Annotated in this window: 9 protein-coding genes and 1 pseudogene; 6 read left to right on the forward strand and 4 right to left on the reverse strand. The window is 57.6% G+C overall.

The window, feature by feature from the left end:
- The first annotated feature begins 11 nt into the window (after window positions 1-11).
- The gene (locus JHD73_RS00125) at window positions 12-1,073 is read left to right on the forward strand and encodes an SDR family oxidoreductase (protein WP_199026586.1); all 1,062 of its coding nucleotides are present in this window, start codon (window positions 12-14) and stop codon (window positions 1,071-1,073) included.
- A 381-nt stretch (window positions 1,074-1,454) separates the two neighbouring features.
- Here the strand turns inward: JHD73_RS00125 and JHD73_RS29010 are convergent, their stop codons facing one another.
- The 4 genes and pseudogenes from JHD73_RS29010 to JHD73_RS00140 all read right to left on the reverse strand — a co-directional run bounded on the left by JHD73_RS29010 (window position 1,455) and on the right by JHD73_RS00140 (window position 6,499).
- A complete protein-coding gene (locus JHD73_RS29010; protein WP_233176719.1) occupies window positions 1,455-2,183 on the reverse strand; it encodes a hypothetical protein in 729 nt (242 codons plus the stop codon).
- A 123-nt stretch (window positions 2,184-2,306) separates the two neighbouring features.
- Window positions 2,307-2,750 (reverse strand): annotated as a pseudogene (locus JHD73_RS29015) (TniQ family protein); the annotation flags it as partial.
- Window positions 2,747-3,787: an AAA family ATPase gene (locus tag JHD73_RS00135; RefSeq protein WP_199026588.1), complete on the reverse strand. Its 1,041-nt coding sequence runs from the start codon at window positions 3,785-3,787 to the stop codon at window positions 2,747-2,749. The pseudogene JHD73_RS29015 and the gene JHD73_RS00135, both read right to left, overlap by 4 nt.
- A 9-nt stretch (window positions 3,788-3,796) precedes the next feature.
- Window positions 3,797-6,499, reverse strand: coding sequence for a DDE-type integrase/transposase/recombinase (locus JHD73_RS00140; RefSeq protein ID WP_199026589.1), 2,703 nt, complete (start codon window positions 6,497-6,499; stop codon window positions 3,797-3,799).
- 146 nt (window positions 6,500-6,645) lie between these two features.
- Between JHD73_RS00140 and JHD73_RS00145 the strand changes: the two genes are divergently transcribed.
- The 5 genes from JHD73_RS00145 to JHD73_RS00165 all read left to right on the forward strand — a co-directional run bounded on the left by JHD73_RS00145 (window position 6,646) and on the right by JHD73_RS00165 (window position 12,504).
- The gene (locus JHD73_RS00145) at window positions 6,646-6,942 is read left to right on the forward strand and encodes a DUF6471 domain-containing protein (RefSeq protein ID WP_199026590.1); all 297 of its coding nucleotides are present in this window, start codon (window positions 6,646-6,648) and stop codon (window positions 6,940-6,942) included.
- Window positions 6,943-8,146: 1,204 nt separating this feature from the next.
- Window positions 8,147-9,169, forward strand: a complete 1,023-nt coding sequence (locus JHD73_RS00150; protein WP_199026591.1) for a CBASS cGAMP-activated phospholipase — start codon at window positions 8,147-8,149, stop codon at window positions 9,167-9,169.
- On the forward strand, window positions 9,169-10,341 hold the full coding sequence (locus JHD73_RS00155; RefSeq protein WP_199026592.1) for a cyclic GMP-AMP synthase DncV-like nucleotidyltransferase: 1,173 nt from the start codon (window positions 9,169-9,171) through the stop codon (window positions 10,339-10,341). The genes JHD73_RS00150 and JHD73_RS00155 overlap by 1 nt, the downstream gene beginning before the upstream one ends.
- A 4-nt stretch (window positions 10,342-10,345) precedes the next feature.
- On the forward strand, window positions 10,346-12,025 hold the full coding sequence (locus JHD73_RS00160) for a ThiF family adenylyltransferase (protein WP_199026593.1): 1,680 nt from the start codon (window positions 10,346-10,348) through the stop codon (window positions 12,023-12,025).
- The gene (locus JHD73_RS00165) at window positions 12,010-12,504 is read left to right on the forward strand and encodes a Mov34/MPN/PAD-1 family protein (RefSeq protein ID WP_199026594.1); all 495 of its coding nucleotides are present in this window, start codon (window positions 12,010-12,012) and stop codon (window positions 12,502-12,504) included. Before JHD73_RS00160 ends, JHD73_RS00165 begins: the two co-directional genes overlap by 16 nt.
- Window positions 12,505-12,694 lie beyond the last annotated feature (190 nt).

Consider the following 12,694-nt stretch of genomic DNA (forward strand, 5'->3'; position numbering starts at 1 on the left):
CGCACACCATCATGACTGCACACCACAAAGTCGCGCTCGTCGTCGGCGCCCAAGGCGTGATCGGCCGCAACCTGATCGACCACCTTGCCACGCTGAACGACTGGCACATCGTCGGCCTGTCGCGACGCGGCGGTGAGTCGACCGAGCGTGTGCACCACATCGCCGTCGACCTGCTCGATGCGGCCGGCGCCCGCACCAAGCTCGGTGCGCTCAGCAACGTCACACACATTTTCTACGCCGCCTACCAGGACCGCCCGACCTGGGCCGAACTCGTGCCGCCCAACCTCACCATGCTGACCAACGTGGTCGACGCCATGGAAGCCACGGCGCCACACCTCGCGCACATCAGCCTGATGCAGGGCTACAAGGTCTACGGCGGCCACCTGGGGCCCTTCAAGACCCCGGCACGCGAAACCGATGCGCACTTCATGCCGCCCGAATTCATGTTCGACCAGCAGACCTTTCTGGAAGCACGCCAGCATAGCAAGGTGTGGACATGGTCGGCCATCCGCCCAGCGGTGGTCGGCGGCTTTGCGCTGGGCAACCCGATGAACCTGGCCGTGGCCATTGCCATGTACGCGTCGATATCGAAAGAGCTGGGCCTGCCCCTGCGCTTTCCCGGCAAACCCGGCGCGTACGACCACCTGCTTGAGATGACTGATGCCGGCTTGCTCGCCCGCGCCACCGTGTGGGCCGCGACCGCGCCGCGCTGTGCCAATCAGGCCTTCAACATCAACAACGGTGATCTGTTCCGCTGGAGCGAAATGTGGCCCAAGATCGCGCGCTATTTTGATCTGGAAGTCGCCCCGCCGCTGCACCTATCGCTCGACACCGTCATGGCCGACAAGGAACCGCTGTGGCAAAGCATAATCGCGAGGCATGGGTTGACTGACACGCCGTATTGCGACGTGTCTTCGTGGCGCTTTGCCGACTTCGTGTTCTCGTGGGACTACGACATGTTTGGCGACGGCTCCAAGGCACGCCGTTTCGGCTTTCATGAATACGTGGAGACGGAAGCGATGTTCATGCGCATCTTCGACGACTTGCGGCGGCGCAAGATCATTCCGGGCTAGAGCGTCCGGATGCCTCGGCCGCCCCGATCGACTGACCGATTGGGCTAGGGAAATGTCCCGACTCGGGTTTCCTCAGGAAGGGTCGATATAGTAAGGGCGGGACGGTAGCTCATGGGTCGAGCAGCGACGGTTTACCGACGCAGGCAGGCAGGTTCAAGTCCTGTACGTCCCACCACTTCTTCGACAATGCCGCGCTTCTAGCGGAGTGTGCCGTTAAGCATAAAGTGGCCATCTGGACAGGTTATTGTTGTTTACCCGTTGGGACACGTTATGTTTTATCGAAAACCGGTGTTAGCCTGAGCGGTTTTTCCCGCTCGCGGCAGGAACAGCAGACGCAAAAAAGCCGACCAAGTGGTCGGCTTTTTCTTTGGTTCGAGATGGTCAGCCCGCCTCGTTACGCTCTCTCGCGCCCTGAATGAGGCTAATAACGTTGCGCACTTTCCCGATGACCTCTGGGGGGACCCGCTCTCTCACCTCTCGGAGATTGATTGCCTTGCCTTGACCGGCGATGTCCTGGCAGGCAACCTCGATGGCCTCACATGCATTCGCAACACTTTGCTCTCCGCGGCGCCGCATATATTGCCGCCAGCGCTCGGCCAGGATGCGAGCCTCCTTGTTCGCGCTCTGATAGAGTAAGCGCACGTCGACATCTAGGCATCGCGCTGCCTCAGCCACGCTCACGGGAACCAACAACTTCCCCATGGCCGTCAGTTCTGCGCGTATCTGCGCCCAGTCCAGTTCTCTTCGAGCTGCCCGCTCCCCTGGGCGTGGAAACAGGAAGGTCAATTGGTGAACTTCAGTTGTGGGCGACCAGTTAGCCAAGTCACCAGCCAACAATTTGGCAAGCGATAGTCCGGTCTGCGAAGCAATACGAAGATGGGCGGGCAAAGCAGGAATGCCGCCATCTTTCAGCCAATGGTGCACCGTGCCCTTGCTCAGTCCGATTCGCCGCGCAAACGCAGCGCTCTTGCCATGGTCCAGTCGAGCAACCAGTTCGCGCAGACCTTCATGTAGAGATTCCCGAGCCGGCACAGCCTGAAGCGTTGCTTGTGCCGCGAGCATGTCGCCGACTTGGGACGCTTTCCAGGTCTCCTCCGGGGTGGCGGGCATGGGATGTTCAACATCACCAAGAAACGCTCCACAATGCGCACACCATCCGGGTACGACATAGGCAAACCTATGCCGCGCATCTGTCCGTCCACAGTCAGGACAAACGTGGACCAACTGCGCTCGGTGTCGCGGGCACGCTGTCACGCAGCCAATGTCCCACGCCAACCGCAGATACGGCGAGCGACCTGCAGCTTGGTCCTCAGCGAAACATTGCGGGCACCAACGCGCCGACATGGTCGTCAAGCTCTGTTGAGCAACAACATCGGCCCATGGAAGCAGCGTCAGCTGGTCCAGTTGTTCAACACTTGTCAGTGCCGAGAGCGCACCCGACCAATTCCTCGCTGCTTCACCATTGCCATTAAGGTGGAGGCGCTTCCAGTTGTAGTTGTCACAGAGCTCCCAACCGACAGTCTTTGCAATCTTGCGCGATAGTTCCGTCACTGACACCGCGTGCGACACGGCAAGCCGGCAGAGATAGCTCAACAGGCTTTCAACGCCGGGGGTCCCCACACCGTTGGGCGCAAGCGCGTGCAAGACCGAGCGTGGATTCGACAACTGTGTGCTCACGCGGCGCTCCTGCTGTGACCTGCACCAGAACGCTGCGGTTTAAACATAACCCGCGTGAGGCTCGGACCGATAGCGGTCTCGCCATCGATGATTTCCTCGAGGATGCGCGTGCGCTGAGCCTCATTGAGGAGTGCCCGCTTCAGGGCGTCGATAGTCCAGGCTCCGCCTGCTTCTGCAAGTCTGGCCGCTCGGGTCAACACGCTGCTTAACGTCCCCACACATCCGAGCGTGTTCTCATGGAGTTCCTTGGTGTAGCCAGTCAATTGCCCCCCCCAAAGGTGCGGCAGCGCCTTCTCGAACGAGCGAACACAGGCTTCAAAGGAACGAACGTCTTCCCCTCGGTCACTTCGATAGCGCTCGAAATGCAGCACATGGGTGCGCCGAGCGAGCTGCCCCGACAGGGACACCAGCTGGTACAGGTCATACGAGCCGACCATGACCATCTGGGTGCCACACTGATTGACCAGCGACTTCAGTGTGTCCAGTTGAATCTCGAGCTTGTTGTTACTGCGCGTCTGGCGAATGATGTGGGCCGCCTCGTCAATGACGACAAACTGCACCTGCCGCTCACGCAGTCCCCGTTCGACCGCTGTACGCAGCGCTGCGAGACTGTTGCCACTTGCACCCCGAGGACGCACCATCCTTCCGGATTGGGCGTCAACGCCATATGCGACCTTCGGCGAGTCGAGGTCATCACCGAGCTGCGCAAGGATGCGCTGATAGAACAGTCGCCATGAAAAATCGTGCTCGCCCGATGCGGGGGCTTCAACATAAATTGCGGGAACCACACCGGCGTTCGATTCCATCTCGACGCGAGTCCGGTCCAATGTCTCATGGACCATATGCTTCGCCAAAGTTGTTTTACCTGCCCCCGTAGGCCCACATACCAGCAGGATGCTGTCCTGGCTGCCCGGATAAATCAGCGTATCAAGCTCAGCCATCACCTCCATGACACGAGTATGTTTGATACGCTTGGCCAGCAATACGCTGGAGGAAGACTGAACTGGCGACAGTGCAGAAGAGTTCTGTTGCGACATAGGGTTGTCTCAAAAATCATCAAAATCGAAAGGGTCGTCCAACCCTGTCGCCTCATGCAGGGGCGTGGACGGATTTGTCGTTGTTGAACTCGGCTCTGCCGGCACGTCGGCAGCACTAGATATTTCCTCAGTGAGGCTAAGTCGGGGCGACAGCGGCACAGGCGTGACGCTCGCCAGCTGTAAGCTGTCGTAGAGCGATTTGTTCTCGGCCTGGCGCTCCAACTCCATGGCCGTAGCGCCCTCGGGCGTGAAAACTTGGAGAAACTCGCGCAGGCGTTGACGAGCCTGCGGGTCTGCTTCTTTTGTTTTTGTCCGACGGAGAAATTCTTGGGACACCAGCTTCTGCTCAACTTCCGTCAGCTGACCCAAGCCAAGTAGTGCCCGGCAAACTGCTTGATGCCACTGGTCATTAACCCAGACGTATACCGAAGAGGCATCCCAGGGGTCGTACCGTACGGGGAAGGTCCCACCCGCTACGCTCGATGAGCGAAACACTTCGCTCCAGTAGAACCGGTCGCCCACTTTGACCCCGCGCTGTCGGTTAACGTCGCGCGTACCCTTACGGTCCACTGGCGGGCAAGTTGCAATCAAAAAATCCCGGTTGAACAGGATGTACGTTTGCTCACGTTCACCGCTTTCACGCAAACCACGTTGAAAGGCCTCCCTTGGCGATTCATCAAGCGCCGGATGTTGCTCTTGGTCGTAATACTCGGTAGCCCAATACCGAATACCGTAATAAAGCTGTTGAAGATTCCACTCGGCGAGTTTGTCCGGCAGATGTGAACCAGTGACCGAACGTACATTCTTGGTCGCCTTCGTGTTCCCAGCCAAGTTGTGGATGTACTCGGTATGCACCCGCCCAAACAGGCGCTCAAGGACAGTGCCGTGCCGGGGCTGACCGGCGGGGCGGAAACGCAATTTCGTGCCTCGTCCCTTGAGAAAAGATACGAACGCCGACGCGCGAAAATCAGTACCGTTGTCGACGACGATGAACTGCGGCAATCGATGGTATCGGCGAACCAAGTCCCGAATGACCATCATGACCGAGACGTATGACGGCGAGTCGAAGGTTAGATAGAACGCGACAATGCGCCGGGACCATGCGTCGACGGCAAAGGTCAACCAGGGGCGCCCGAGTGGTTTGCCGGTCCGGCTGGAGATAACTTCAATATCGAGCTGGGTGTGGTCGATGTGAACGTACTGGAGTGGCCGATGACCGTGCACCAGCGTGTCGTAGTGCAGGACGGGCACGAAAGTGTCCTGCTGGTAGGCGATACGCTTGCCATACCGCGTCCGAACATCTTGATTGGTCTCCGTTGCCTTTATGTGCCTTATCAACGTTGGATACGAAACGGGTTGCACCCCTTCCTTCTCGCATGCAGTTTCTAGGAACTTGTAGCAGGCCTTGTAGTTGATGGCTTTATTGTTCCGCCAATGCTCCTCGATGACCCGGTCTACCAGGGTCATCTGCATTTCACTGATTCGAGCCGTACGGTTGCCTCGGTTGGCAATCCGCCGAACTAACGCCAGGACCTCGTGTTCTCCATTAGCCTCGGCGATGCGCTGGCGTGCTGCCCAACGCCGCAAGGTCCGAGAAGAAATGACTGTCTCAGGCGGCGGAGACTCAAGCATCTCTTGCCGCCGCGATGCAATCTCCAGCTCTTCCGACGAATGGGAACTCCAGTCTTCTGGCTCGGCGTGGCTACCAGAAGTGACAGTGATTTGGTTCTTCTCGTACGCAGCTATTAGCCACTCGCGGGCAAGGGTGGTGGTCGAGCCATTCCGCTCGTTGCACACAACAGTCTCTTCCCCCACCAAGACTATTGTGAGTTCCCTTCCATCGAACTCGAACTTGGTCCCCTTCGCGATGTCGAGCACGAAGCGCCCGAGCGCTGGAACGCGATTCACAGAGGCATGGGCCAACATGAAATCGCGCAGGACCTCATCTCGATAGAGATGAAACAACCGCTTCTCTGTCAGCGTTTCGCGGTCGAGGTCGGTGACGACCAGGTTGTCGGCAATGGCCTTGTTGAGATGGTCCGCCTTGAGTTCGTAGGGTGCTGCGAGCAACTGCGAAAACGATAGGTAGCCATGCTCCTTCAGCGCCTCGCTGATTACTGCCAATGTGTCATACGGGCATAGCTCGGCTGCTGGCTGAAAATAGTCCTCCAGATAGAGCAGGTTCTCCACGCGGCGGCGGGATATAGCCGCGTCGCTGCAGATTCGGTAGTGAATGCCGAGCTCGGCCAGTTGCTCTTCGATTTGTGGCGAGCGCCACAGGCCATCGCGCTCCTTAACGTAACGGTATGGATACCGTTCGGCCAAACGCTCGAGCTTGGTCTCGGACTTCCATTCTTCAAGCGTGAAGCCATCTTCCCTGATGGTCAGGAAATCAGGGATATGCCGGTGCGAGTGGATTTCCCCTGTCGCGGCATCGATGAATTCGAACCGCCTTTCGCACGGTTGCGGGTAGTACTCGAGAACACGGTCGTCGTACTCCATGCCAATCGCGGCGGGAAACTCAATGTGGCGGCTTTCGGTGGCGATTTCGCGCCCCATCTTGCGGCTGCTCAACACAGTGATGACATTACCGCCGCGGGACTGTACCGCTCGCACAGGAGCCTGGATTCGCGCATCCAGAACGAGTTGGCGGCCGGCTGGTGGAGTGCCGTGCCGGTCGAAGAGTTGGGTTAGTTGGGCCTTGTCCAGCATCACAACCTGAGAATCAATTGCTGATAAAGACGTGTAGGGACGCCGGACAGGCATAATTGGCGAATCGGTCGTATAAGACCGATTTTTGCTTGTAGGCGTACGGACGCCCCAAAAGACGGCGCGCCGGAGAAGGCTGGAGGACGGGGATGCGAAGTGCGCAGCGCGATGAACAGGCGCCAGAGGAAGCGCCCTACGCTCGATGGGAGGGGCAAGCCAAAATGCTGCTTCTGGATGGAATGAGGCAGCGCAAGCTGGGCTACAAGGAGTTGGCCCGACGGCTGGAACGGTATGGCATCAATGAGTCGGCCGACCAAATCAACCGCAAAGTGAACCGGAAACGGTTCTCGGCAGCATTTCTGCTCGCGTGCTTGGCAGCGATGGACGTGGATTCCGTCCCCATTTCCGGCCTGCCCCAACAGACCGACCAAAACTGGCCTCGTTAGCGCCCGGTTTGCGTCGCACTCGACTGGTCGCATCGCGTCCACCCACTACGTACCCTCTCATAAAAAGGGACTTCGCCGGTCTGCGGTGCAGAGGCGGTGGATAGAACGGGGCCTGGTTGGCATTGCGCCGAAAACCAACCTAGCAAATGAAGGCCGACCATTCAAGCATTGATTTTCCGGGCAGCGAAAGGAGCCGGAGCCTGAAGACAGCCATGTCTGCAGCGGAAATTTGCGCGCAGTCGCCGGTGGTGCTTTCGTAACCAGCGCACCCCTCCGCCCAGACTTCACTCGCGCATCGAGATGCGTATATCGTCGAAAACTGTGTTCGCCGACTGCGGAATCTGGGAGGCTGCAGCGGGTCGTGTGTTGCACACTCGTCCTGGTTGCCCGGGCTCTCGGTCGGGAACAATGGTTCGAGACCATCGCACCAGTCCCGACCATCACCCCCCTCATGCTGACCAGCACTGCTGCGCCACATCAGCGAGCTAACAAGCCACAAGTCAAAAAAATCGGAGTGCGGTCGTCTAAGTATTCGTTTACGGCGAGCCGCTGCTAGCGAAACCAAAAGACCATAAATCTGGGGTGCACCGGCGGCTAGGTCGCTGCATACAGCAATATCGCTGATAAAAATATTGAACTTTTCGAGTGAAACGACGCGCTGGCGTGCAAGTGCCCATTGGGGCTACGGTAAGTGTCGTACGGTCGAGATACCACGCAATGCCAAAGTCCAATACCCAGATGGCGTTGGTATGCGAGTGCAGCAGCCGGTTTACTCGGTGAAATCATCCCGGACACCAATTCCTTATGTGACACCGTTGAGGTCAACATGACAGTCACCCGGCCCTCCTGCTGGTGGTGTGCCGCCATTTAATGGCGCTTACCAGTTGCAATTGCACTTGTGGGAAGGCAGAGATTCCGCAATTTTCGCCAGCCATACGAAACTCACCCCGCACAGCCAAGTCGCCCGGCACGCTAATGCTGAATTAGCGTAGCTCTGCCGCTTTATCAAACGTTAATGTGATTTACACTGCACTTATTACTACATATAGTGCCTTGACCTGTTCCAACACGGCGCCTATAGTGGGCCTTAGCACTCTTGGCCACGGAGTGCTAACTCTGTACAACGGTCTTCCACCGCAGTATGGTGCCGGCCATCAGAAAAAGAAGTAGCTGGCTAGATTCGCTAGTTGCCTTGGGGAAGTGGATGACTACAGAAAAATCGCGGTTTCAAATCCTTGCCTTGTCTGGCGGTGGTTATCGCGGGCTGTTTACGGCTCGCATATTGGCGGAAATCGAGCGGCAAATTGATGCACCCATCGGTTCGCGCTTTGATTTAGTTACCGGTACATCCATCGGTGGCATCCTGGCCTTGGCGGTCGCGCTTGAAATCCCGGCCCGGACGATGGTTGAGCTCTTTGAAAAACATGGGGAAGCCATTTTCCGTAGGCGGTTCTCCATTCGCGGGTTCTTCCGTTCTCAGTACAGCAGCCAGACACTTTTTCAACACCTGTCCAGTGAGGACGTTTTTGGTCAGCGGCTGATTGGCGAGTGTTTGCATCCGGTCATCGTGCCGTCCATCAACTACACGCGCGGGCTGCCGGTAGTTTTCAAGACACCGCATCACGAAGACTTTAAGACGGACCATCGCCATCGCATAGTCGATGTAGCTATGGCGACCAGCGCAGCACCGATTGTGTTTCCCCGCTACGTGTTCAACGACTGCCAGTACGTGGATGGTGGGCTGTTTGCCAATGCGCCAGGGCAACTGGGCGTCCATGAGGCGTACAAGTTCTTTGGCGTGTCGCGGTCAGAGGGTGATGTCCGGGTGCTCTCCATCGGCACGATGTCATCCAAGTTCACGGTCAATCCCAAACGGAACCGCTCCGGCGGAACGCTTGATTGGGGTGGTTGGTGGCCGATAAACGCGCCGAAACGACTTTTCGGCCTGAGCATTTCTGCCCAGGAAGCGTTGGCCGACCACATGCTCCGGCATCAATTCCCAGGAGGTAAATACGTACACGTCGACGACGTCCTGACGGATGAGCGTGCTCAGGCGGTTGCCCTAGACAAAGCAGATGCCGCAGCCAGGGAGGTTCTCCTTGGGTCCGCGGCCGAAGCGGCGAAGGACTTCGTCGGTAGTGCTGCGTTCAACGAATTTATGGAGTACACGGCGGCTGCGCCGGTCTATCACTATGGCCCTCGCGCCAACTCTCGAAAGGTCGCGTAATGCTGAAACTAAATCGCCTGCTCCACTCGTCCGTCAAGAACGGAACATTTGCTGACAACATCGCCGTCTCCTCCAGACAACGGGAGTTCCTCGTCGCGTGCAGGAACAAGATTCGCGACCATTTGCGCCCGGGTATCGAGAAAGTCTCGATGACAGTGCTTGGCATGGACCGGCAGGTCACGCCACGTTTCCGTACTCAGGGCTCTTGGGCTTACGGGACCTGCGTGCATCCGTGTACATTGCCGCCGCAGGAGATTGATTGGGACTTCGGCGTCTACCTGCCCATCACGGTTTGGCAGGATAACGGGCCGCCCATCCACATGGCTAAGGCGTACTTCGCACTGGTGGAGCAATTGCTGAGGGGACTCTGCAAAAGCGAAGGCTGGACGTTGGACACATCTAAGGACACCTGCATACGTGTCAATGTCGCAGCATGGGCGCATATCGATGTGCCCCTCTACGCGGCCTCCGAAGAAGAGTTCAAGAAGGTGAACGAGGTAGCACTGAAAGCAGCCTTGCGAAAGTCGATGGCAATGGATTCGGCGGACTTTGCCGAAAATACTGCGTTTGGCGACTTGGTCGGCCAGTCCTGGGACGAGATGGAGGATATTGTCCTGGCGACTCGGTCTGGCGAATGGAAGGCTTCGGACCCGAATGATGTTGCCAAGTGGTTTAAGGACCGGGTGGAAGAGCATGGGGAACAATTGCAGCGGGTGTGCCGGTTCCTGAAGGCCTGGCGAGACTATCGATGGACAGAAAAAGGTCCGACTTCTGTTTCCATCATGATTGCCGTGGCCCGCGATTTCGCACCGGTTTTCGGCCGCGACGACCTAGCGCTCGAGCATGCTGCGCGCTTGCTCGCGGAAGCTCTTCTCACTGACATTCGAGAACCTGGCATCGACAATGGGACTGACGATTTCAATCGGCTAAACCCGAAAGAACGTCTTGAGGCATCTGCGCTCGCAAGGACATTGGCAAACTCGCTGCGAGAAGCACGTGAGCATAGTCTTGCGCAAGCACAGCGTGCCATCACGATTCTGCAAGGTCAGTTGGGCGACCGCTTGCCGAATCAGCCCGACTGGATTGATGTGGATTCGTCGGCGACCGACATTCGCCACGTCCCAGCAGCAACGGTACCTCCGCCTGTGGTTCGAGCAACGAACGCAGGCTGAGCGGATGACGCAAAGCGGGTACGGTCGCGCCCTGCGCGTGTTGACGCAATACGGCCTGAAACCAGTGAAGGCTCGCGCGGGCGCGCGGGCGTTTGAGGGAGACCTGCAAACGAACGCGGGACGAGTGCCAATTCGGTTCGAAATTGAGGACTGGAATTTCCTCCAGTACCCCCGCATCACTCTACTTAAGCGGCCTGCCGGCGCACCGCAATTACTCGAACATGTCGACGCACTGGGTGGTTTGTGCTACCTCGCCCCGGGCTCTGTTGTCCTCGATAGATTTCAGCCTGAGGGGGCAGTTCATCAATGCCTGGTCGCCGCTATTAATGTACTAAATCGCATCGCCCAGGGCCAATCTCGGGAACCGGATATTGCCGACGAGTTTGTCGCGTACTGGACCGTCGGGCAGACGCCGGCCGCTTACCCTGTTCTTGTCGACGAACTCGAACCCGAGGCAAAGTTCGCAACGCACTTCCTGCTGGACCAGACCGGTGAGGACCGTCGGGCTCTCATTGCCCAGGACATCTTCGCGGCGAAGCGGATTGCTACAGGCATCGATGCTAAAAAGCTGGCCAAAGGCTCCTTTGCGTGCTTTCTGTTCAACAGTAAAAGGTGGCCCGGCGCACCTGCCGACGGTTTGCCGAGGAACATCAAGCAGTTCTTCGCTTGGGTCAAGTTATGGGATGGCGAGTTGGCCAAAGCGATTCAGCGTCGCCTCAGTTCCGACAAGACATACTTGACTCACGAAGGGTGCGTCCTCGCCATAGCAACGCCAGCGGGCCGTTTTGGCGTAGCGTTCTCGTTGGACAAGATGCGTCGCATGGGCTATGCCAAAGCGCCGAAACGCTACTGCAACTATCTGCACAATGAGGGTGGGAACACGGCCGTCTTACGACTGCAATTGGACGATATTGGGCCGACTTATATCCATTCAAGAAACCTGGAATTTCCCAGTCTGTCCGGAAAACGGCTGACGCTCATAGGATGCGGAGCAATTGGAGGGTATCTGGCACATGCTTTGGTTCGACTGGGCGCAGGCACCGGAAAAAATGGTTTGTTACGGCTAGTCGACGTCGGGCAACTCGAACCGGACAATCTTGGTCGCCACGCCCTCGGGTTCCCGTCCTTGTACCAGAACAAAGCGGTTGCACTTCGAGACGAATTGATACGGCAGTTTCCGTATCTGCAGGTCGAGGCGCAGACCGACACACCAAGGTTGAACGACCAATTCTTCGCGACGGACCTCATCATTGAAGCCACCGGCGAAGAAGCGTTAAGCAGTCTTGTAAACGCATCGCACCTAGAGCACCGGCTAAGCCCCGTTCTATATGTATGGGTAAAGGGCAACGGTGAATGCGTGCAGGCGCTCTGGTCTGACTCTTCGAAATTCGGATGTTTTCAGTGCCTGCGCCATGGGATTGGGCCTAACTATCGTCAAGACCGGTTTCCGGTACTGGAGAGCTCGCCTCGGACTCGATTCCGAGGCTGCAGCTCATTTACACCGTACGCGGTGTCAGCCCCGATGTCTGCGGCCGCCCTTGCGGCCGATATGGTCAGCGACTGGCTGAAGAGTGCCATCAGTCCGAGATTCCGTACGCGATACCTGGAAACGGCAAACGCCTTACGGGTGAAAAATCAAGATGTCGCCCCGATGACTGGATGTCCAGCATGCCAAAACCCCTGATTCTTGGGCACCCGTTCCAGGAAGACGCGCGAATCCTGGTTGAGTCATCGGTCCTGGCAACGCTGATGCAATTTCGGCAAACAAGCGTTGTGACACCTGAGTCCGGAGGCATTCTGCTCGGCTATCGCCGGGGCATGCATATTCATGTGTCGACGATGACAACGCCGCTGCCAGGTGACACCCAAAACCGCTACGGCTTCCAACGTCAGGCTGAGCAGCATCAAAAAGTTGCCAATGAGCAGTGGAAGGCGGAGCGCGAGACGATGGATTACGTCGGCGAATGGCATACCCATCCGGAGACCAAACCTACACCGTCATCGATTGACTCGAGGGAGTGGCGAAAAATTTGCCAGGCAAAAAGCGAACCCATGGTGTTTTTAATTGTGGGCACTCACAATGTCCTTTGGGTCGGAGTAGGCCGAGGCAGCGCGTTGCGTGGAGCGCCTAGTCAGGTCACCTTCGAACTTGAAGGGGAATAGACTTGCTTCGCCCCCTCAATACGTTAGCTGTTCGCGCTATACGGTACGAAACCAACTCCCTCGACCGTAATGCGACCTACAATTCTCCACGTTCCCCTTGCGCGCCTCCTAACGAGTGACGCGATGCCGCTGACGCGTGAGAGCGTTATCGACCTCGTTCGTGATATTCCAGAAGAAACAACTCGCGAAG

This window comes from Ralstonia sp. ASV6, assembly GCF_016429285.1.
Taxonomy (GTDB): Bacteria; Pseudomonadota; Gammaproteobacteria; order Burkholderiales; family Burkholderiaceae; genus Ralstonia; species Ralstonia flaminis.

Excerpts from the sequence above, each read along its gene's own strand:
- JHD73_RS00125 (WP_199026586.1), top strand. The coding sequence starts at position 12 with ATGACTGCACACCACAAAGTCGCGCTCGTCGTCGGCGCCCAAGGCGTG.
- JHD73_RS00165 (WP_199026594.1), top strand. The coding sequence starts at position 12,010 with ATGCCAAAACCCCTGATTCTTGGGCACCCGTTCCAGGAAGACGCGCGA.
- JHD73_RS00135 (WP_199026588.1), bottom strand. The coding sequence starts at position 3,787 with ATGTCGCAACAGAACTCTTCTGCACTGTCGCCAGTTCAGTCTTCCTCC.
- JHD73_RS00155 (WP_199026592.1), top strand. The coding sequence starts at position 9,169 with ATGCTGAAACTAAATCGCCTGCTCCACTCGTCCGTCAAGAACGGAACA.
- JHD73_RS00160 (WP_199026593.1), top strand. The coding sequence starts at position 10,346 with ATGACGCAAAGCGGGTACGGTCGCGCCCTGCGCGTGTTGACGCAATAC.
- JHD73_RS00150 (WP_199026591.1), top strand. The coding sequence starts at position 8,147 with ATGACTACAGAAAAATCGCGGTTTCAAATCCTTGCCTTGTCTGGCGGT.
- JHD73_RS00140 (WP_199026589.1), bottom strand. The coding sequence starts at position 6,499 with ATGCTGGACAAGGCCCAACTAACCCAACTCTTCGACCGGCACGGCACT.
- JHD73_RS00145 (WP_199026590.1), top strand. The coding sequence starts at position 6,646 with ATGCGAAGTGCGCAGCGCGATGAACAGGCGCCAGAGGAAGCGCCCTAC.
- JHD73_RS29010 (WP_233176719.1), bottom strand. The coding sequence starts at position 2,183 with ATGCCCGCCACCCCGGAGGAGACCTGGAAAGCGTCCCAAGTCGGCGAC.